Raw genomic sequence first — 20,536 nt, 5'->3', positions numbered from 1 at the left:
TTTGCGGTCGAACTCGTCGGAGAGCCGCTTCAGAAACAGCATGCCGAAGATGAACTCCTTGAACTCCGAGGCGTCCATCTTGCCGCGCAGGATGTCGGCGGCCTTCAGAAGGAAGGACTCGAGCTGGGCGAGGGTGATTTTCTCCGTCTTCAAGTCAGATCCTCACGGGAAACGTGGCTGTATAACGTTGTGGTAACCGGCAGCCGGAGCGCAGCGTAGGCTGTCCGAGTGAGCGAGAGCGAACGACGTTGACCACCTTGTGTACGCCCGGTATGGGCGTGAACTGATGGGGTGCAAGTCCCCTGTAGGAGTACCTGTAATGTCCTTCGGACCAACTGTAACTATACTAGCTGACGGCAAGGGCAAACCCGCGAGGGGATGTCAGGAGGAAGCCTGAGTGCAAATGTGCGAGCCGACGGACAGAAACCGCATAGAAGGCTTGGTCCCGCACAAGATGACGAAGCCCATCAGGTGCAGGGATAGGGTAAATGCGACGGTTGTGCACGGAAAGTTCATGTCCTCTTATCAGGGGAGATCCGTCTCACTTGCGGCTCGTGCCGCGATGGGAGTCGAACTGATGGCCAGTCCGAAAGTGCTGGTATCGCCACCGGACCCTACCGAGACTCGGGCAGCGCGTCTGGCGGCAACGTCCGACGTGATGGGGCAGAAGTCAGCAGACGGCATAGTCGCCAACCGCCCACCGTAATGGGTGGGACACGGTGAAGGCCTGAATCTTCGGCAAAGAGAGAGCCGCGCATTTCTCAGGGACCATAACGCACCCGACCGGGTGAAGTGGTCTTGACGAAATGTGTCGCAGCCAGCTTTGGAGGAGGCCATCGGGGTTCCTTTCAATTCCGAAGGAAGCGCCCTGTGCGGACCCGCATGCGGGGTGCTGTGGGAGCTGGGGGAGAGAAACCCCCGGCGACCCCCCGATTATGCCATCGGTGCCGGAGAACTCAGGACGATTCCTTCTTCGCGAGCTCTCGGAGCGCGCGGTTGACGTCCTCGGATGTCTTAAAGTGTTCCGCTACATCCGGATCTAGCACGACGACATTGCTTCCCTCTGCGTAACGCCGAGCGTACTTTCCACGAACTCCACCGCTGAAGTCGTACTCGGCCCGCATCTCGGCAACCTTGTTCTTGTCGTCAGGCTTGCTCATAGTCTCTACGCGCCCGCCGGGTGGCTTCCCGAGCGCTTACGATTCTTATACCGTCTTTTGCCTCGGAATGCACGACCACGATCAATTGGCTCCGAAACGACTGCCCGATCAGCACGAACCGCGCCTCGTCCTCCGAATGATCGGGATCACCGACTGTGACAGAAAGAGGGTCCCCAAACGCCGTTGACGCATCCTCAAACGAAACACCGTGCTTCTTCAGATTCGCAACGGCTTTCCTCGCATGCCAAGCGAATTCCAGCGCCATGGTGCGAAACAGTCTACCCTAAGCCTAGCGTGCGCATTTCCTGATATCGGCATAACGCCTGGCGTAACCGGACCCATAAAGCAGAGCGACGAACACCAGGCATAGGGGTCAGGTCTCGCTTTGTTGCGCTCGTTCGAGACATAGAGGCCCATAAAACAATCTAGACTCGACCGCGTTCCCTTTCTCAACGCAGATAGATCTGGTTTTTGAAATCTTCCCACGGCTAATGTTGGCTCCTGCCGTCAGTGGCACGGATCAAGACTTGACCCCGGTGTTGCCGCCGCCTTCAGCGCTGTTTGGACGATACTGAGCGAACCCTCACATTGCAGTTCAATTGCTGCTGCTCTGGCGGACGCGGCAAGAGGTCTTCTGGCCTGAACGCTGGAATCGAGGCGAATCGGGCGCGCCAGCACCCCAAAACCGAAGGAATACCCTCGGTGGCCACGGATTTCATCAAGATTTGTACAACAATGAGGTGCTAAACGCGTGAGAAAGGGAGCGAAATTGGCTTTGCGCATTGTGCGGGCGTACTCTTTTTATTGCCTAAACCTACGCTATTGTTTTTGTTGGAGTAAAGAATTCCAAGAAGCTTGACAACAACGGAGACGTGGCTATGGACAGCAGCGCAGTTGCAATATATCCCCCTTTACCTCCGGGGAATCTGGGTGTACAGGAAAACCTGGGTTTCACGACTCTGCAGAAAGCGATTCTGTCGGCCGAGGTCAAACGGGACCCTTTTCCCTATCTCATCATCGATCAAGCGTTCTCCGGCGACGAGCATCGAGATCTACTGCGCGAACTGCCCGGCGATCGCCATTACAGATGGAAAGATGGACGGGGGTTTCGGGGCGTGCTCCGCCTCGAGCGAGCTCATTTTTGTCTGCTCCGGGCTCGCCGTCTGCGCCAACTCCGCGATCTGATGTTGTCGGAGCCTCTTTCACGCCTGCTGGTCTCGAGGTTCGGAGGGCTTCCGTCGGCCCCGCCGGGTTGTTCCAGGGTCACGCCTCGACTCAAACTGTTTAGGGACAGGGCTGGCTACACCTTAGGTGCACACGTCGATGGTTGGCGTACTGCCTTGGTGCTCGTCATCTACCTGAAAATCGCCGACGACTCAGTTGCGATGCAGCTTTACCGCCCCCATGAGGAGCTCGAATGGTGCGAAGGCCATCACATACCCATCGATGCGTTTGAAAAAATCGCCCACACACCGCTGAACTCCGGATCCGGAATATGTATCCCCAGAGAGCAGAACTCGTTCCACGCGGTTAACGGTGGAGAACCCGTAGACTCCGTTCGAGATGGTTTGATGTATGCGCTTTACTGGCAGGACGAATCTCTGTCGTCAAAAATTGCGGCTAAACTGAACCGTACCCCTCTCCTGGCCATGGATAGTCGATGACGCTCGAGCTCTGCGATATGTGGTCTTGAACCCGGCCAGTCGATCGAAATCCCGCATACCGAGTTAGCGCTGATCAACGCGCTGGTTGGGGTGGACAACGGATTCCAGGTGAGTGGTGGCGCCGAGGGTGTGGGAAGGGTGACCACGCGTTCGGTTGTGATCTCGACTGTTCTTCGACGAACCCACCGCGGGTCTCGGTCCGGTCGTCGCCGCCGAGTTGGACGAACTCATCGTCAGGCTGCGCGATGCCATGCACATCGGCATCCTGATCGTCACCCACGACCTGGACAGCGTGGCGCGTATCGCCGACCGTGTGACCGTGCTGGATGAAGGCCGGTCCGTCATGGTCGGCACGCTCGACGAGATCCGACACAGCCCGAACGAAAGGGTGCAGGCGCTGCTGACCCGAACGCCGGGTGTCGGGATCGTCGACGAGGATGCCTATCTGCGCCGGCTGACGGGTGACCGATCCCAGGGTGCGGATCCGTTGCCTGGTTTCCGTCGCCCGACGCCGGATTGCGCCCCGGTCCGCACCGGATCGCAGGGCGGCCCGACTATACTGTGGACGAGACCGACGCCGGGGACACCCGTCCATGAGCCTTTGCCCGACGCCGGGGACACCCGTCCATGAGCCTTTGCCCGGCGACGAACAGGGCACGATCTGATTCGCGGCGATGAGATGCGACAGCGTCAATGACACTGCCGTCGGACTGTTCGTGAGCGTGGCGCTCCTGGTCCTCGTCGTGGTGTTGATCCGGATCGCGGGCACGGGGTGGAGCGGGATCGCTATCGGGTGCGCTTTTCGAGCATCACAGGTATCTTGCCGGGCAGCGTGGTCACGGTCAGCGGATATCGGGTAGGTGGGTCAGGTCGTGGCGATCTCGCCGGGTGGGGTGGATGGAAAGCGCGAATTCGAGGTGGAGATCTCCGTCACCAGCGGTTGGCGAATCCCGGTCGACAGCGTCGCGAGAATCGTTTCTCCGGGCCTTCTGGCCTCGTATCAAATCGACATCGTGGAGGGCGAGAGCCCGCGGATCATCGATCCCGGTGACACGATCCGGGGTGAGCCGCCGGTCAGCCTGACGGCCTCGGTCAATGCCGTGGCCGACCAGGCCGCGACCTACCAATCCGCGGCTCGGCCCTCGGGAGACGGCCTGCACGGCCCTGGTGGAGGCCTTCGGGGTTGCGCTCGACGAGGTCTACCTCAGCTACCTGAACGATTTGTCCGGGTCCCTGGAACAGTCGGATTGAACTCCGGCACGAGTCTGGCCGGGATTCCACGTATCTCCCGTCTGGCATGGCCGTCGCTCCCCGGCGTCAATGGTGCATCTGGTCAGCCGCCGCGTCTCCATCGATGGAACCGTTCCACCCAGCGCAACAATCCCTCGGGTGTGTGTGCGCGTCGCCAGTTGCCGGCCGCGAACCGGTTGGCCTCCATCAGGGTGGGATAGACGTGGATGGTTCCGAGGATCTTCTTCAGACCCAGGCCGTGCTTCATGGCAAGCACGTATTCGGCGATCAGTTCCCCGGCGTGCGATCCCACGATGGTGGCCCCCAGGATCCGGTCCCTGCCCGGCGGGGTGAGGACCTTGACCATTCCCTCGGCTGCCTCGTCCGTAATGGCCCGGTCGAGGTCGGCGATATCGTAGGTGGTGACCTCGTGAGGGATACCTTTCTCTTTCGCTTCCTGTTCGTTGAGCCCCACCCTCGCGACCTCGGGATCGGTGAAGGTCGCCCACGGGATCACCGAGTAGTCGACCCGGAATCGCTTGATGCCGCCCAGCAGCGCGTTGACCGTTGCGTACCATGCCTGGTGAGAGGCGGTGTGCGTGAACTGGTAGGGGCCGGCGACGTCGCCACAGGCGTAGATGGTCGGGCAGGTGGTCCGCAGGGTGTCGTCGACCCGTACGGTACCGCCTTCGGTGAGCTCCACACCGGCCGCATCCAGGCCAAGATCTTCGGTGTCGGGTCTGCGCCCGATCGCGACCAGGACCGTATCGAATTCGATGGGAACCTCCTGTTTCCGATGGACGCAGATCGCCCGGCGTGATCCGTCGTCTCGCTCGAAACGCAGCACACGGTATCCGGTGCGTAGTTCCACGCCCTCTGCGGCGAGTCGCACCGCCAGGCGTGCAGAGACATCCTCGTCCTCGCGCGGCAGGATGCGCGGCAGCATCTCCACCAGGACGACCCGGCTGCCCAGTCGAGCAAAGGCCTGTGCCATTTCGCATCCGATAGGCCCGCCGCCCAGCAACAGGAGCCGCCCGGGGCGTTCCCGGACCTGCCAGATGGTGTCGGAGGTGAGGTAGCCGATGTGTTCGATGCCCTGCAGTGCCGGAACGAAGGGGCGTGCCCCGGTGGCCAGGATGATGTTTCTCGTGGTTAGCGGTCTGTCTTCGACCTCGACGCGCCAGGGAGAGGTGATGCGAGCCGCGCCGTGCAGGCACTCCACACCGAGACGGGTGTAACGCTCGGCCGAATCGTGCGGTTCGATGGTACGCACGACCCGCTGGACCCTTTGCATGATGTCTTTGAGGTCGAAATCGGCCTGGATCGACCTGAATCCCAGATCGGGGGACCGCTGGATCTGTCTAGCGAAGTCTGCCGAACGCAACAGTGCCTTGGACGGGACGCAGCCGGTATTCAGACAGTCGCCGCCCATACGGTCTTTCTCGACCAGCGTGACGCGGGCCTTGAGCGTGGCGGCGATGTAGGCGCTCACCAGACCGGCGGAACCGCCACCAATGACAACGAGGTTACGATCGAAGCGTCCGGGGCGGGCGTGCCCGTGGAGTCGCCTGTGCATCATGGACGCGGCGGGGCGAACGCGTGAACTCGTGAAGGACGCACCGGACGGATGCCGGTGGTCTCCTCAGGCACTTCGACCGTCGACATGCTCGGATGCCTCTTCGTGCAGGGTTCCCGAGGCGAGTGGCCCCGGGTCCTTTGGCTCGACCTCGGGACCGAGCAGGACCGCAAGCCAGCGGGTTTCCTCGCTTGCGTCGAGGGCGATCTTGATCGTAATGGTCAGTGGTACGGACAGGAACATGCCCACCGGGCCCATCACCCATCCCCAGAAAACCAGGGACAGAAACACCACCAGGGTCGACAGGCCGAGTTCCCGGCCCATGAACTTCGGTTCCACGAGATTTCCGATAAGACTGTTGACCGCCACATAGACCGCAACCGTCCAGAGCGCCGTAGCAGGTCCGAGTTGCACCAGCGCCAGGAGCACGGCGGGGACCGCGGCAATGATCGAACCAATATTGGGGATGAAGTTGAGCATGAAGGCCAGCGTCCCCCAGAGTACGGGATAGTCGACCCCCAGGACATGCAGGCAGACCGCTATCAGGAAACCGGTTATCAGACTGGTAAGGCTCTTGATCATCAGGTAGTTGTTGATCGTCTTCCCGATCTCCTGGAACCGCGGGAGGGTCTTCCCCGGTTCCCTGAGAATGATCGCCATCTTGGCGGGCAGGCCCGAGGCCTCGAGCAGGATGAAGATCACAGTGATGAAGATCAGGAAGGAATTGGTCAGCACACTGCCTAGACTGTTCAGAAGGGAGGCCGCGAGGTTCATTGCCTTGCCCGGATCCATGTACTTGAATAGGAACTCCCGATCTGGCGCGACCGATACGCCCTTGCTGTCGAGCCAGTTGATCGATGTGGAAATCATGGTCCTCAGACGCCCCTCGTATTGGGGAATATTGGCAGAGAAGGAGTCCACTGACGAACCGACTAAGGCCGCGACGGTAATCAGTATGACGATGATCGCCAGGATGACGATCACAAGCGCCACCAGGGTCGGCAATCCCTTTCGCTCAAGCCAGAACATCGGTGGTGCGCTGATGACGGCGATGAATATGGACAGCAGGGAAGGCACCAGCAATGGTGCGGATGCCTTGAGTCCCGCAATGATAATGAACAGCGCGGCGACGGTGACCACCTTCTGCTCGGGACTGTTCGCGCTGATGAGGGTATTCAAGACAGAGGCGCCTCTCGAACAGGTAGCGGGACTCGGGGCGGGAAACCACCGACAAAGCGTGAGAGACAAACGACTCGGGGCGCGTTATCCCGCCCAGTCTTCGATCACCTTACCGTACGTCCGGCCACCGATATCGTCGTGTCGGGAGTTCGGCGCGTCTCGCCGCAGGTGGAACTGGGAAGCGTTCATTCGGCGCCGCTCACGGTCTGCGGGGGCATCCATTCTGTCGCCCCGTATACCACAATCCAGTACATCCGGAAACTTGGGTAAACGGGGCTGGTTTCGGCAGCGCTCGACAGGACGATAGGGGGAGTGCCGCTGGCGTCGACCCGGAACGGCTGCCTACACCGGAATCCAGCGCGGGGCTCACGGAAAGAACACCCGCGCGCCAAGGCCGAGAAACAGCGTGTCGAGGTTGGCGGTGTTTGTAGTGCCGTCTTGCAGCTTGATGTCCGGGCGGAAAAAAAGGTACTTGGTTTCTACCTCCAGGGCGATATTGTCTACCACGAAGTAGTCCAGGCCCAGGCCGAGAGAAGCCGCTGGGGCGAAGTCGCGCGACTCGAATTTGGGTCCCTCGGGACTTTCCCCGATGGCGGTGGTGTCGTTGAATTCGTTGAAGCCGAAGCCCACGCCTGCCAGTGCGTAGGGGACCAGACGGTGTTCGAGGAGCGGATAGCGAGCCCGCACCTGGGCGAGGAAGTCCCAGACGCTCATCTCGTTGATCTTCACCCCCAGAGTGTCGGAATTGACCTCCGTCTCGTAGTAGTCGATTGCAAGTTCGATTCCCAGATAGCGGGTAGTGTCAGCGCCCAGTACGATTGAGCTCAGCTGCTGCTGACCGACGCCCGTCTGTGCGGTGAGGCCCTGGCTGAAGTGTGCGTCCTGCAACCACCAGCCCCCGAAGCGCAGGCCGAAGTAGCCGCGCGGACCATCGGGGTGCTGCGGGCGCCAATCCACGCCCGGGAACGCGTCTGCCGGCGCAGCCTGGGGAAAGAAAAGCCGAAGGCCGGCCGAGAGGATGGTGGCGTCCAGATTGACTTCGATGGGCTGTGGGGGAATCTCGGGATTGCCGCGGTAGACCTCATCCAGCGTTGGTCTGAAGAACAACTGCTTGACTTCGAGGTTGAGGGCGACGTTGTTCGCGACGAAGTAGTCGGCCCCCAGCCCAATGGTCCCGGCGATGGCCGAGGTCTTGCCCGACAGCGAGGGCACCCCGGGTTGATCTGACAGCTGGCGCGGGTCGCTGAGTTCGGAGAAGCCGATTCCAACTCCGCCGACCAGATAGGGGACCAGCCGGTCTTGGAACAGCGGGTAACGGATACGCGCTTGGGGGACAATACTGTAGGCCGTGATCTCACCGATCCCGCCGTCGATGCCTTGGACGTCGTAGGGGGGCTCGTAGTAGTCCAGGGCCAGTTCGAGGCTCAGATAGCGGCTGAGGTCTAACCCGAGTTGGGCGTTAGCCGAATCGAATGGCGGATTGTCCTCGAACTCGAACGGTGCGGCGAAGGTCATGTTGGACGGAAACGTCAGGGCGAAACGCAGGCCCACGTAGCCCCTCAGCCAGTCGCCGTCGTAGAGCCAGCCGCCTGCTCCGATCGCCGGCGCGGCGTCCGCCGGCGCGGCGTCCGTCGGCGCGGCGTACGCCGGCCCCAGCACGGTGAGCAGGATCGTCGCCACCACGAGCCGTATCACTGTGGCAACCCGGAGCGGGCCGGGCAGCCCGGTGCGACGTACCCGATGGTTCTGTCGCCGCGTGTACACCTCCTGCGGGCTGGTTTGTCTATCTGGAAGCGGCATGTGGCAAGTCCTGTTGTTGGTGATGGGGCTGTGCGTCAGGTCTCCTACTACTCCGGAATCAGGTCGTACGGATGGCCCAAGGTTCGTGTCAAAGGTCCGTCTGTTTCCAGGTAGGGGCGAAGGCCGGTACCTGGTCGGTTCGACACCCTTGGGACCGTCCGGGTAACTGCCTGCCTTCAGACCCCGCCATCAGCAAACGTGCCTGTCTCGGTCGACGGAAAGGACGCTCTATTTGGATCTGGTGCCGACTTCACGGCGGTGCAGGACAGTCTGTTCCAAACGAATCTGGTGGTGACATACACCTGAAGGTCGGAGCGGGCCCGGGTTATTCATTTCGGTCCGGTGACTGACCCGTACGATTGGCAAGTATCGCGGCTGCGGCGCAAGATTGACAAGGGCGTCGAACGGCAGCACACGATAATTCGTACACTTCCGGGGATCGCAACCCGGCGAATGGCCTTCCCAATGCCCATCCCGATACGGGATACCAGCTTTCCAGCGCTGACCATCGCAGGTGTCCCGGATTCCTCCGGTGTCCAGGCAAAAAAAGCCGCCGAAATCGGCGGCTGTAAGGCTAGCCCGGCGCGTGGCCCGGTTTGTTTCTTGTTAGTTGTCCTTTGTCGTCAGTCCCAGTTCAGTGCACCGCCGGTCTGGTACTCGGTCACCCGGGTCTCGAAGAAGTTTTTCTCCTTGTTCAGGTCAAGCACTTCAGACATCCAGGGAAACGGATTGGCGGCCCCGGGATACTGCTCCGGGAGACCGATCTGCGCGCACCGCCGGTTGGCGATGAAGTGCAGGTACTCCTCGAACATCGGGGCATTCAGCCCCAGCACGCCGCGCGGCATGGTATCGTGTGCGTACTGGGTCTCGATGTCCACCGCCTCGCGGATGATACCGATCAGTTCGTCCTGGAACGCCTCGCTCCACAGATGCGGATTCTCGATCTTGATCTGGTTGATCACGTCGATGCCGAAATTCATGTGCATGGACTCGTCGCGCAGGATGTACTGGAACTGCTCGGAGGTGCCGGTCATCTTGTTACGCCGCCCCATGGAGAGGATCTGCACGAAACCGACGTAGAAGAAAATGCCTTCAAAGATGACATAGAAGGCCACCAGCTCGCGCAGCAGTTTCCGATCGTTTTCCGGCGTGCCGGTGCGAAACGCCGGATCGCTCAGGTGCTGGGTGAAGGGCAGGGCCCACTCGGCCTTGCGCGCCACCGCCGGGATCTCCCTGTACATATTGAAGACCTCTCCCTCGTCCATGCCCAGCGATTCCACGACGTACTGGTAGGCGTGGGTATGCAGGGCCTCCTCGAAGGCCTGGCGCAACAGGTACTGGCGACACTCGGGGTTGGAGATGTGCCGGTAGACCGCGAGGACGAGATTGTTCGCCACCAGCGAGTCGGCTGTAGAGAAGAACCCGAGGTTCCGCTTGATGATCGTACGCTCCTCCGCGGTCAGCCCGTCAGCGCTCTTCCACAGGGCGATATCCGCGTTCATGTTGATCTCCTGCGGCATCCAGTGGTTAGCGCAGGCGTCCAGGTACTTCTGCCAGGCCCATTTGTACTTGAACGGTACCAGCTGATTGAGGTCGGCCCGGCAGTTGATGATCCGCTTGTCGTCGACCTGAATCCGGTGCGCCCCCATCTCGATGGACTCGAAGCCGAGATTACCGGTACCCGTGTCACCGGGTGAAGGAATCGGATCGACAACCGGCGCCTCGCCGGCCGTACGCATCAGGGATACGATATCCCCTCGGGTGGCCTGTTTCGAAGGCTGGCGCGGTGCGCGCCTCTGTTGGGTGCCGGTCAGTGGGTCGTCCCAGTTCAGCATGTCGGTGTTCTCCTCGATGTTTCGTTCTTGTTCGTGCAGCGTGGGTCGAAGTATCTTCAATCCGGCTTGATCCAACGGTCGCCCGTCAGGTTCGGAAACCGTTCCGGGTCGGGAAGCTCGATCCGGTCTCGATGCCGCCGTCCATCCGGTGGCGGCCGGTTCGCGGCGTTTCCGGCCCTCGGCCCGACGTAGTCGCGGATGTCGTCGCGGGTCGGGTCGACGGAGCGCTGGCGGAACTGATCCAGCGCTCGGGCCCTGATCAGACGCGCGTTTCGTCGCTGGGAGTCTCGATGGGCCCGGTTCACTGGCAGGCCTCGCATTCCGGATCCAGGATCGAGCAGGCTTTGACTTCCGCCTCGGAGTCCTCTTGCTCCTCGCTGCCGGAGGGCACGGCATTGAGGTTGTTGAACCGCCCTGCCATGGTGCTCTTCTCGACATGCGTGGCGCCCATCGATCGCAGGTAGTAGGTGGTCTTCAGACCTCGGACCCAGGCCAGGGTGTAGAGGTTGTGCAGTTTCTTGCCCGACGGCTCGGCCATGTAGAGATTGAGCGACTGAGCCTGATCGATCCATTTCTGCCGCCTCGCCGCCGCCTCCACCAGCCAGCGCGGATCGATCTCGAAGGCCGTGGCGTAGCGCTCCTTGAGGTCGTCGTCGACACGGTCGATGGCCTGCAGACTGCCGTCGTAGTACTTCAGGTCGTTGACCATGACCTCGTCCCAGAGTCCCGCCGCCTTCAGTTCATTGACCAGGTGCAGGTTCATCACCGTGAACTCGCCGGAGAGATTCGACTTGACGAACAGGTTACGGTAGGTCGGTTCGATGCTCTGGGTGACGCCACAGATGTTGGAGATCGTCGCCGTCGGCGCGATGGCCATGGTGTTGGAGTTGCGCATGCCCACGCTCTGCACCCGTTCGCGCAGCCCGTCCCAGTCCATGGTCACCGAGAGGTCGACGTCCAGGTAACCGTTACGCTCCTCCTCGACGGTCCTGACCGAGTCGATCGGCAGGATGCCCTGGCTCCACAGGGAACCCTCGAACGAGGCGTAGGTTCCCCGCTCTTCGGCCAGGTCCGTCGAGGCGCTGATGGCGCAGTAGCTCACCGCCTCCATCGAGCGGTCTGCGAACTCGGTCGCCTCCTCGGACGCATACGGGATGCGCAGCGTGTACAGCGCATCCTGGAAGCCCATGATCCCCAGCCCGATGGGGCGATGACGCAGGTTCGAGCGCCGCGCCTTTGCCACGCTGTAGTAGTTGTAGTCGATGACGTTGTCCAGCATGCGCACAGCGATGGCGACCGTGCGATCCAGCTTTTCGAGCATCAGGCCGTTCTCGTCCACGTGCCGTGCCAGGTTCACCGATCCCAGGTTGCAGACCGCGATCTCGTCGTCGGAGGTGTTGAGCGTGATCTCCGTGCACAGATTCGAGGAATGTACGATGCCCTTGTGCCGTTGCGGCGAGCGCAGGTTGCAGGGGTCCTTGAACGCGATCCAGGGGTGGCCGGTCTCGAACAGCATGCTGAGCATCTTGCGCCACAGGTCCAGGGCCTCGATTCGCTTGAAATTGCGTATCTCGCCGCGTTCCGCGCGCTGCTCGTACTGGACGTAGCGTTCCTCGAAGCGCTGGCCGTAGAGGTCGTGGAGGTCTGGCGTCTCGTCGGGCGAAAACAGTGTCCACTCCGCCTTGTCGGCGACGCGTTTCATGAACAGGTCCGGGATCCAGTTGGCCGTGTTCATGTCGTGGGTGCGGCGACGGTCGTCGCCGGTATTCTTGCGCAGCTCGAGAAACTCCTCGATGTCGATGTGCCAGGTCTCGAGATACGCACAGACCGCGCCTTTGCGCTTTCCACCCTGGTTGACGGCGACCGCCGTGTCGCTGGCGACCTTCAGGAAGGGCACGACACCCTGCGACTTGCCGTTGGTTCCCTTGATGTGTGCGCCCATGCCGCGAACCCGCGTCCAGTCGTTGCCCAGTCCGCCGGCGAACTTCGACAGCAGGGCGTTGTCCCTGACCGAGGAATAGATCCCCTCGAGATGGTCCGGGACGGTGGTCAGGTAGCAGCTCGAGAGCTGTGGGCGCAAGGTGCCGGAGTTGAACAGGGTAGGCGTCGAGCTCATGAAATCGAAACAGGAGAGCAGGTTGTAGAACTCGATCGTGCGTGCCTCGCGCTCGACCTCGTTGATCGCCAGTCCCATCGCCACCCGCATGAAGAAGGCCTGAGGGAGTTCAAAACGTGTGGATTCGCTTTGGATGAAGTAGCGGTCGTACAGGGTCTGCAGGCCCAGGAAGGTGAACTGCAGGTCGCGCTCTGGCCGGATAGCCTTTCCGAGGGCCTCGAGGTCGTATTCGATGGCCAGACGCGGTTCGAGCAGCTCGAGCTCGACGGCCCGCTTGACGTAGTCCTGGAAATATTCCGGGTAGGCCTCCGCCATCTCGTCGAAGGTCGCCGCCATCGGGCGACCGTGCAGGAAGGTGAGGGCCTCGCGGCGCAGGCTGTCGAGCAACAGGCGGGCCGAGACGTAGGTGAAATTCGGTTCCTTCTCGATCAGGGTGCGGGCGCTCATCGCCAGGGCGGCGCCGACCTCCGACTCCGCCACGCCGTCGTAGAGGTTTCGTCGCGTTTCCTCGATGATCGGGGCGCAGTCGACGTCTTCGAGGTCGCGACAGGCCTCGTCCACGACCCGGCGAAGCCGGTCCAGGTCGAGCGGACGGCGCCCGCCGTCCGCGGTGGTCACGTGCAGTTCGGAGACGCTCCCCAGGGCTGCCCCGGACGCCTTCATCGCCTCCGAACGCTCGCGCGCGCGCTGCTCGCGATACAGCACGTAGGAGCGGGCCGCCTTGTGCTCGCCCTCTCGCATCAGCGCCAGTTCCACCTGATCCTGGATGTCCTCGATGTGGAAGGTACCGCCTTCCTGGCGGCTGCGCGTCAGGGCGTAGACGACTGCGTCCGTCAGCTTGTCCACAACCTCGTGGATGCGGGTCGATGCGGCGGCGTTCCCGCCCTCCACAGCCAGGAAGGCCTTGGTCATTGCCACCTTGATCTTATCCTTGTCGAAGGCCGTCACCTTGCCGTTGCGTCGGATGACGCGATATCCGCCGGGTGCGGTTGCCGCGATCTCCAGCACGACGGGCGCCTTGCCGGCATCTTCGGGCGCCGGCATTGCACCGGTGTCTGCGGTAGCGGTTTCGGTATGCATCTGGTGCCTCCTCGGTCTGGCGGTAGCGGGAAGATCCGCCTGTATCGAGGTTTCTCGTGACCTCTAGGCGGGGTTCGGGTCTCTCTTCGATCCACGCCGTTCCCGGGTACGGTCCGCTTTTCGGATCGTTCTGGTCTGGGTGTGACTGAATGCTGAATAACACTATAGGATGTGTTTTCGAGATCCGTCAAGCACAATATGATGTGAAAAAACCCTGGACTGACCTGGGAGTGGGTTGTGGATAAGCTGGGTATGGATCGACGCGTGTGGATTCGAATCCCACAGGGAAACAAGGTGTTGCCGCAGGATCTGGGAGTCTGATGGTCACCCGGGTGCCGGGATGGTTGATGGTCGTAATAAAAAATTCACATAGCTGAAAAAGGCGGGCTGATTCGCGCCAGCCCTCCGTCGCAGGGGTGATAGACGTCTCAGGGGTGAGTGACGTCTCAGGCGGTCGTCGGTGCGATGGCCGGACGATCCTTTCGCCGACCGCCGTGGAGCATCCGGAAGATCGTGGGTACGAGCACTAGGGTGACGAACATCGAGAAGCTCAGACCCCATACGATCACTACAGCCATGGGCTGCAGCATCTCCGAACCCTCGCCGATACCCATGGCCAAGGGCGCCATCCCTGCGACGGTGGTCAGGGTCGTCATCAGGATGGGGCGCAGCCGCAGGTAGGCCGCGTGGGCGATGGCCCGGTTTAGCGACGCTCCCCGTTCCAGCTCGATCTCGATCTGCTCGACCAGCATGATCGCGTTGTTGACCACGATGCCGTCGAGCGCCAACCGCTTCGGTGATAACGCCCTCAAGCAGCGGCCCGGCTTCGATTACGTCGGCAGCCTGTCCGGGTGTCAGGCGCCAGCGGGCGAGGTTGCCGAGCGCTTCGACCAAAGCATGGATCTTCGTGGTCAGCCCCCGCGGGATCTGCCGATCGCCTGCGGTCCTTCGCTTTTTTGGGCGCCAGCGGCGTGCTGATGCACGCGAATGACCGTGCTGTCGATGAACACTTCCTCAAAATCGCCCTCTTCGGCAAGTATGGAAAAGACTTGCTGCCACACACCGCGCTCCTGCCAGCGCGCAAACCGCTTATAGACGCTGTTCCAGGAGCCAAACTCCTCCGGCAGATCACCCCAGGGCGTGCCATCCACAACACCGCCTCGACAAACAAGCGATTGTCCGCCGCGGTACACCCCCGGTCACCCTCCTTGCCTGGCAGCAGGTGGGCTAACCGCCCCCATTGATCGTCACGCAGATTCATACGAGGCATTGGTCAGCCCAATCAGTTAGTTGAGCGAACTATATCAGGTTAGATGTCAACACGACCTAGGCCAACATTCTGCACCGTCGCCGTCGTTTCCCCATCCTGCTGATCGACCATTAAGGCCCTAAATGTCTCGCTCATGGTTTGTCTCGCTCAAGAATTGCTGGTGATTCAAAGTCCTTGGGTCTTGGTTTCTTTCTGGTTCGTTTTCGCCCTGCCCCTTAGTAGCGTTCCAGTTCATTGCGGGCGATGACCACCCGCTGGATTTCGCTGGTGCCTTCGTAGATCTCAGTGATTTTTGCGTCGCGGAAGAAACGCTCGATGGGTATCTCCTTGCTGTAGCCCATTCCAGCGTGGATCTGCACCGCCTGATGGGTGCAGAACATCGCCGTTTCACTGGCGAACAGTTTGGCGATTGAGGCTTCGGTTGTGTACCGTTCGCCGGTCGCTTTCTTGGCTTCTTTGGCCATGGCGGCCTGGTAGATCAGCATGCGGCTGGCTTCGATCCGGGTTTTCATATCGGCAATCTTGAATTGGATGCCCTGGAATTGGGAAATTGGCCCACCAAAGGCCTCGCGCTCTTTGGCGTAGCGCACGCTGGCCTCATAGGCCCCTTCGGCGATACCAAGGGCCTGGGCAGCAACCCCGATGCGGCCGGCATCGAGCACCGACATGGCAATCTTGAAACCCTCTCCCTCTTCGCCAAGTCGATTCTCGACGGGGCAGCGATAATCCTGATAGTGGCACTCGCAGGTAGCGCTGGCCCGAATACCGAGCTTGTCCTCTTTGCGACCGGCCTTGAAACCGGGATTATCGGTCTCAATCAGGAAGGCCGTAATACCCCGATGACCGGCCCCAGCATCGGTCATGGTGAAGAGGACGATATAGTCGGCTGCCGGGCCGCTGGTCACCCAACTCTTGGTACCGTTGATGACGTAGTGATCACCGGCGCGCACAGCGCGGCTACGCATGGTGGCCGCATCGGAGCCGGACATCGGTTCGGTTAAGGAGTAAGCCCCGATCTTCTCGCCGCTTGCAATCGGAACCACAAATTTCTGCTTCTGCTCCTCCGTTCCATGGGCCAAGATGCCGTGGCAAAAGAGGGAGTTGTTGACCGACATGATTATGCCGTGCGAGGCATCAACCTTGTTGATCTCCTCCACGGCCAACACATAGGCGATCGCATCCATACCGGCCCCCCCATAGCTTTCCGGCACCTCTATCCCCATAAAGCCGAGGTGCCCCATCTTTTTGATGGTCTCATAGGGAAAGTCGCCCCGCTCGTCAAGTTCTGCGGCAATCGGAGCGATCTCATTTTGCGCGAAAGTGCGGGTCGCTTCCTGGATCGTCTTGTGCTCTTCAGTGAGTTGTAGATCCATCCTTCTATCCTCTCTGCTATCGAAATCTTGCGACAAGCGCGGCGGCGGCATGAGAAGCCACCGCACGGGCCATCAACCGCTGCGATAGCGCCGTCACATGACATGAGAAGTTATAGTTCGCCACGGACAGGGTAAAGTCGGGGATGTAGCCTGCGGTTACCTTGTCTTGGCGGAACCACCAGAAGTTGTTTCCGGTTTGCGGCGACAGGAGGCCGAGGGGGGTGAGCGTCGTCTCGGGCTGGAAGTCGTGATCACAGGCCCTTTCCCCTTGTCGGCTGTCGCCGCAACGGGGAGACGGCCCGACCTACACCGTCGCCTTGGTATCCAGGGAGCTCCGTGACACCCCCTCCTCCTCATCGGCCCTCTGGGTTACCCGGTGGACCTCTTCGAAGATGGCGTCCGTCTCTGAGATCTTCTTCACCCGCCGACGCTTCTGGACCTTGCGCAACCGATAACCGAAGTCGTTGAGCTTGATCCGCAGTGTGCGTGTACAAGGCAACTTGGCGTCTTTGCGGCCGCGCTGTGAGATCAACCGGACACGACGTTTGCGCATTTTACAAGGGGAAGTTGGGTGACCCTTTCCTTTCAATTTGGGACTTGCCGGTCCGCGAGCGAGTGGTCAGTCTCAATCAGAACTCCTCACGAAACCGATAACCTGGCGCCCGTAGCCTCTGTCGCAACTCTACGAGTTCCGCCTCCATTTCCTCACCCGTGTAGTACAGGACTGCGCCCGTTTCACTCCCTATCACCTTTTCCAGATAAGGAGTCGGAGTTTGACATTTCTCACCCACGAGACGTTCCAGGCATTCCAAGTTCTCATCGCTCGGTTGTTGAATGACCTGCACGGCAGGGCTTAGGCCCAGTTCATTGACACGGCTGACCGCATTTGCCGTATTCTCGTTTACGACTCCATCCTGAGTTGGGACAAACAAATGAAACCAATTTTCATCCACGGCCGTGCCGTTAGTCCCCAGAGCAGCTGGGTTAGGCATGTCATCGTGTGCCTCCTCCAGGAGGTTATTAATACCCCGCACGAAACCCGCCGTCTTTCTGATGGATTGGCTATTAATCGCTGACAGATAAAGTGCTACGTGATTGGAGGCACGCAGGGTCTTCTTGGTCATGCCTTCGAGGTTCGGCCGCTTACCTTCGGGATCACTGGCGGCACCGATCCCGCCACCGAATTCAATGATCATTTTGATACCATCATTGAATGCCATTTGAAGGTTCGAATTCCATAGCACTGGATTGAATAACTGAAAGAACAAACGTGCCCTGATGTCTACCGGATCGGATTCGTGATAGCCGCCTGTGAAATTGGATAAAACCCGCGCTTCAGATAGATCAAACTCGGCGGTTTCCAGGACCGATCGAAAATGTTGCGCGGCCTCGACCATATAATAGGTGTGGAAGGCGCCTTCGGTCTTCAAACGCACTGGACGCTTGCGTGCAAAACGTTTTTGAACGTCCTGCTCCACGGATGCCAGATCTTCACCCCGACCGCCAATGACCGTCTGATCGGGTAGATTGCAGGCAGCAACCGCGCAGTTGTAGCGCTCGGCAATAGGTCGAATGGTATCGAGATCTAAGGGGAAAGCGGTCATCTCACCTTCCCCATAGGTGCCCATCAACTCCCCACGCTTCTGCACAAGTCTTAGTGCGCTTTCGAAACTGAGGACCTTCGCCGCAACAAGTGCCGAGTACTCGCCGACACTGTGTCCTGCCGCCATAGCCGGCCTCAGGTGATCATCGGTCAAGTCCCTGAAGACCTCCAAGCAAGCAATGGAATGAGTAAGCAAAGCAGGTTGTGTAAACCGAGTCTGATTTAGCTGTTCCTCTGGGTCATTAAAGGAAAGCTCCGCAACATCGTAACCAAGGACGCCGCTAGCCTTCTCATATACCTTTCTGGCGGTAGCGTATTCGTAAAAGAGGTCGCCGCCCATACCCCTGTACTGCGACCCCTGCCCCGGGAAGGCATACAAGATGTGTTGTTCGCAAGCAAGCATCGGTCTCGTACCTGGAGCCTTCGCGACCGGAGAGAATAAGCCAGCGGCACGCACAAAAGCAAGGCAAAGGAGAGGCGTTTGCGCTGTAGCGATATTCTTGGCGACGCGCCCGCGGGGGATCCCGCGATGAAGTCCCAAGCTGGCAGGCTCAGCGAACGAAGAGAGGATTGTTGAGGAGTTGTTGAGAACGCTTCTTAATAATGGTGGGCTTTGGGTACAGCTGTCGCTTGGGCTGAGGTGGCCCGGCCGGCTTCTGGCACGAGAGGCGGTCTCAGCCGGTGGCCGGGAGGGGCCTGACCAGGGAGCGCACCTGCTTGGTGCGACCCGCCTTCACATGCCTGAGAGCCATGGCCGTCATCACGGCCAGCGCGAGACCGACGCGTGTCTGCATTTTGGCCTGGCCACGGATGAAGTGCCGCTCAAAACCGAAGCTGGGGTCAATGCGGTTGTTGATACGTTCCAGGGCGCTGCGCCGATGGTAACCACGCCGCCAGGAGGGACTGTCATTGGGGGGTGGGTGCGAAGGTGCGCCGGTCCTGCTGGGCGATATTGATGTGCACGATGCGTCCGTAATCTCCAGGATTGAGCTCGCCGGCTTAGCGGCATTGGGCCTGCCCCTGACATTCGAAGCGCAAGCCCGTGCAGGATGAGATCGTCGCCGTGTGTACCCTGCCGGGTTCAGACACCGTCGAGCGCTTCATCACGACGTACCGGCGACGGGGCAAGGGATGCTGAGAATTGGAAGCAGGCATCTCGACAATACGAAATCCAGCGGTCGAGTTGCCGGGGGATATGCAGCTTATCAATCCGGTTGAAGGCACCGCCGACAGAGCAACCTGCCGGCTTGTATTTCCCACCCCGGAAAGCTGAGATCCCGGAAATCTTACACGGTGCAAGACGTGTGCCCGGGGACAAACGTACAGGTAACGCGTCTCGCTCATAGCGACAGGCCTTCCATCTGTCGCATGGCCTGCGCGACTCAAGTCGTAAGACGATGCCCAAGACCAGGGAAAGACGGGGTCCGAGCGATAACCTCCACCTCGGTTCGTGGCGATCCTAACTTAGGCGATTTCTGTCAAATGACATACCATCCTGCTTGTCTTTTCGTTCGTCCTCTGTGTTGCGACAACAGTGACATAGTTCGACTATGCGCCTGTTGTCGCGCCTTGATAACGAACGAAAATCCGGTGCAATCTGGTACGCCATTTTCCGGCAATCGCCTTAGGCTAATCGGTCAAACGCCTCACGTACTTCCGGCGGCGCCTGGACCAGTTCGATCAACACACCTTCCCCCCCGATAGGGGACTCTTCGTTACCTTTCGGGTGGATGAAACAGACATCGAAGCCGGACGCTCCCTTGCGAATGCCGCCTGGTGTAAGACGCACACCACGACCCTGTAGCCAAGCCACTGCCGCCGCCAGATCGTCGATCCACAATCCCACGTGATTGAGTGCCGGATCCTGAACCTTGGGTTTCTTATCGGGATCGATGGGCTGCATCAGATCTACTTCCACCTTGAGGGGCCCGCCGCCGGCGACCGCGATGTCTTCGTCGACATTTTCCGACGCATTCTGGTAGTTACCACTCAGGTTGAGACCGAGGGTGTCCACCCATAGTGTGCGCAACCGGTTCTTATCCAGACCACCCACCGCGATCTGCTGAATACCGAGGACTTTGAAAGGTCGATCGCTCATATGTACCTCCGGGTTCGGTTTCTTAGTCCCACTGTTTATGACGTTTGAGTTAAAGTCGCCCGCCTCAGAAATCCCTCCAGTCTAAACGAAAGAGAATACGCTAGAGAACGTACTCCATATGATCCCAGCGCCGACGCACGAAGATTCTCGGTGAAGGAGGCACGCGCCTAATCTGAGGATTGGCGGCGCCGTGCCTCACGGGAAACGGCGTCGGCGGCCATCGGCCTGGCTCAAGAGACGCCCGAATAGAGGCTTGTAGGAGTCAGGCGATAGGCTGCCCCCCACCTGTCGGACAAGTGGCGGCGATCGCATGCGGTGCGGGTCAGATCAAGCGTAATCGAAAGGGTCGGTTCAGCCGCTGGGCGATCTCCTGCGGATCCAGCCAAGGTCCGGTAAGGGTATTGCGGATAAAGCCGATCGCCGCCTGTACCCCGAGTTGGGAGAACAGTGCGCTGAGCTCCTTGGAAAAGCGTGCCAGGGTATTGAGCAGGTGCGCCAGGCGCATGATCGCCATCAGAGCGCTCACCGCCTCGGTGCGTACGGCGCTCTCCT

18 protein-coding genes and 2 pseudogenes are annotated in these 20,536 nt (G+C 60.3%); 4 read left to right on the top strand and 16 right to left on the bottom strand.

Features of this window, described 5'->3' with window-relative positions:
* The 3 genes from LJE91_07150 to LJE91_07140 form a co-directional block, all read right to left on the bottom strand.
* The coding region (locus LJE91_07150; GenBank protein MCG6868498.1) for a type I restriction-modification system subunit M N-terminal domain-containing protein at window positions 1–153 on the bottom strand (153 nt) is incomplete at its 3' end.
* Between the two features lie 803 nt (window positions 154–956).
* Window positions 957–1,160: a hypothetical protein gene (locus LJE91_07145; GenBank protein ID MCG6868497.1), complete on the bottom strand. Its 204-nt coding sequence runs from the start codon at window positions 1,158–1,160 to the stop codon at window positions 957–959.
* Window positions 1,147–1,419 (bottom strand): BrnT family toxin, encoded by a 273-nt coding sequence (locus tag LJE91_07140; protein MCG6868496.1) that lies wholly within the window; start codon window positions 1,417–1,419, stop codon window positions 1,147–1,149. Before LJE91_07140 ends, LJE91_07145 begins: the two co-directional genes overlap by 14 nt.
* 619 nt (window positions 1,420–2,038) lie before the next feature.
* Here LJE91_07140 and LJE91_07135 point away from each other — a divergent pair.
* From LJE91_07135 to LJE91_07120, 4 genes and pseudogenes are all read left to right on the top strand, one after another.
* Window positions 2,039–2,824 carry a hypothetical protein gene (locus tag LJE91_07135; protein MCG6868495.1) on the top strand — a complete coding sequence of 262 codons (786 nt, stop codon included), beginning with the start codon at window positions 2,039–2,041 and terminating at the stop codon, window positions 2,822–2,824.
* 69 nt (window positions 2,825–2,893) lie between these two features.
* Window positions 2,894–2,983, top strand: a pseudogene (locus tag LJE91_07130) (ABC transporter permease).
* 58 nt (window positions 2,984–3,041) lie between these two features.
* Window positions 3,042–3,455: a hypothetical protein gene (locus LJE91_07125; protein MCG6868494.1), complete on the top strand. Its 414-nt coding sequence runs from the start codon at window positions 3,042–3,044 to the stop codon at window positions 3,453–3,455.
* Window positions 3,456–3,919: 464 nt separating this feature from the next.
* Entirely contained in the window at window positions 3,920–4,075 is a 156-nt protein-coding gene (locus tag LJE91_07120; protein MCG6868493.1) for a hypothetical protein, read from the top strand.
* Between the two features lie 82 nt (window positions 4,076–4,157).
* Here LJE91_07120 and LJE91_07115 read toward each other — a convergent pair.
* The 13 genes and pseudogenes from LJE91_07115 to LJE91_07055 all read right to left on the bottom strand — a co-directional run.
* A pseudogene (locus LJE91_07115) lies at window positions 4,158–5,612 on the bottom strand (FAD-dependent oxidoreductase).
* A gap of 84 nt (window positions 5,613–5,696) precedes the next feature.
* Window positions 5,697–6,809 carry an AI-2E family transporter gene (locus LJE91_07110; protein MCG6868492.1) on the bottom strand — a complete coding sequence of 371 codons (1,113 nt, stop codon included), beginning with the start codon at window positions 6,807–6,809 and terminating at the stop codon, window positions 5,697–5,699.
* A gap of 366 nt (window positions 6,810–7,175) precedes the next feature.
* Window positions 7,176–8,609, bottom strand: a complete 1,434-nt coding sequence (locus LJE91_07105) for an outer membrane beta-barrel protein (GenBank protein MCG6868491.1) — start codon at window positions 8,607–8,609, stop codon at window positions 7,176–7,178.
* Window positions 8,610–9,232: 623 nt separating this feature from the next.
* Complete coding sequence (locus LJE91_07100; protein ID MCG6868490.1) at window positions 9,233–10,444, bottom strand: ribonucleotide-diphosphate reductase subunit beta; 1,212 nt, start codon at window positions 10,442–10,444, stop codon at window positions 9,233–9,235.
* A gap of 56 nt (window positions 10,445–10,500) precedes the next feature.
* Complete coding sequence (locus LJE91_07095) at window positions 10,501–10,749, bottom strand: hypothetical protein (protein ID MCG6868489.1); 249 nt, start codon at window positions 10,747–10,749, stop codon at window positions 10,501–10,503.
* Complete coding sequence (locus tag LJE91_07090) at window positions 10,746–13,640, bottom strand: ribonucleoside-diphosphate reductase subunit alpha (GenBank protein ID MCG6868488.1); 2,895 nt, start codon at window positions 13,638–13,640, stop codon at window positions 10,746–10,748. Before LJE91_07090 ends, LJE91_07095 begins: the two co-directional genes overlap by 4 nt.
* 446 nt (window positions 13,641–14,086) lie before the next feature.
* Complete coding sequence (locus tag LJE91_07085) at window positions 14,087–14,452, bottom strand: efflux RND transporter permease subunit (protein ID MCG6868487.1); 366 nt, start codon at window positions 14,450–14,452, stop codon at window positions 14,087–14,089.
* Window positions 14,453–14,551: 99 nt separating this feature from the next.
* Window positions 14,552–14,791, bottom strand: a complete 240-nt coding sequence (locus LJE91_07080; GenBank protein MCG6868486.1) for a transposase — start codon at window positions 14,789–14,791, stop codon at window positions 14,552–14,554.
* Between the two features lie 334 nt (window positions 14,792–15,125).
* A complete protein-coding gene (locus LJE91_07075) occupies window positions 15,126–16,283 on the bottom strand; it encodes an acyl-CoA dehydrogenase (GenBank protein MCG6868485.1) in 1,158 nt (385 codons plus the stop codon).
* Window positions 16,284–16,587: 304 nt separating this feature from the next.
* Window positions 16,588–16,872 (bottom strand): hypothetical protein, encoded by a 285-nt coding sequence (locus LJE91_07070; GenBank protein MCG6868484.1) that lies wholly within the window; start codon window positions 16,870–16,872, stop codon window positions 16,588–16,590.
* 40 nt (window positions 16,873–16,912) lie between these two features.
* A complete protein-coding gene (locus tag LJE91_07065) occupies window positions 16,913–18,289 on the bottom strand; it encodes an ACP S-malonyltransferase (GenBank protein ID MCG6868483.1) in 1,377 nt (458 codons plus the stop codon).
* 1,221 nt (window positions 18,290–19,510) lie between these two features.
* The gene (locus LJE91_07060) at window positions 19,511–19,984 is read right to left on the bottom strand and encodes a VOC family protein (GenBank protein MCG6868482.1); all 474 of its coding nucleotides are present in this window, start codon (window positions 19,982–19,984) and stop codon (window positions 19,511–19,513) included.
* A 322-nt stretch (window positions 19,985–20,306) separates the two neighbouring features.
* The coding region (locus LJE91_07055; GenBank protein MCG6868481.1) for a hypothetical protein at window positions 20,307–20,536 on the bottom strand (230 nt) is incomplete at its 5' end.

The organism is Gammaproteobacteria bacterium, from assembly GCA_022340215.1.
In the GTDB taxonomy this organism is placed as follows: domain Bacteria; phylum Pseudomonadota; class Gammaproteobacteria; order JAJDOJ01; family JAJDOJ01; genus JAJDOJ01.
Note: the sequence above shows the minus strand (reverse complement) of the source record. Positions and strands in the feature narration are given on the sequence as shown.

Excerpts from the sequence above, each read along its gene's own strand:
- LJE91_07145 (MCG6868497.1), bottom strand. The coding sequence starts at position 1,160 with ATGAGCAAGCCTGACGACAAGAACAAGGTTGCCGAGATGCGGGCCGAG.
- LJE91_07135 (MCG6868495.1), top strand. The coding sequence starts at position 2,039 with ATGGACAGCAGCGCAGTTGCAATATATCCCCCTTTACCTCCGGGGAAT.
- LJE91_07120 (MCG6868493.1), top strand. The coding sequence starts at position 3,920 with ATGCCGTGGCCGACCAGGCCGCGACCTACCAATCCGCGGCTCGGCCCT.
- LJE91_07105 (MCG6868491.1), bottom strand. The coding sequence starts at position 8,609 with ATGCCGCTTCCAGATAGACAAACCAGCCCGCAGGAGGTGTACACGCGG.
- LJE91_07100 (MCG6868490.1), bottom strand. The coding sequence starts at position 10,444 with ATGCTGAACTGGGACGACCCACTGACCGGCACCCAACAGAGGCGCGCA.
- LJE91_07090 (MCG6868488.1), bottom strand. The coding sequence starts at position 13,640 with ATGCATACCGAAACCGCTACCGCAGACACCGGTGCAATGCCGGCGCCC.
- LJE91_07075 (MCG6868485.1), bottom strand. The coding sequence starts at position 16,283 with ATGGATCTACAACTCACTGAAGAGCACAAGACGATCCAGGAAGCGACC.
- LJE91_07065 (MCG6868483.1), bottom strand. The coding sequence starts at position 18,289 with ATGCTTGCTTGCGAACAACACATCTTGTATGCCTTCCCGGGGCAGGGG.
- LJE91_07060 (MCG6868482.1), bottom strand. The coding sequence starts at position 19,984 with ATGAGCGATCGACCTTTCAAAGTCCTCGGTATTCAGCAGATCGCGGTG.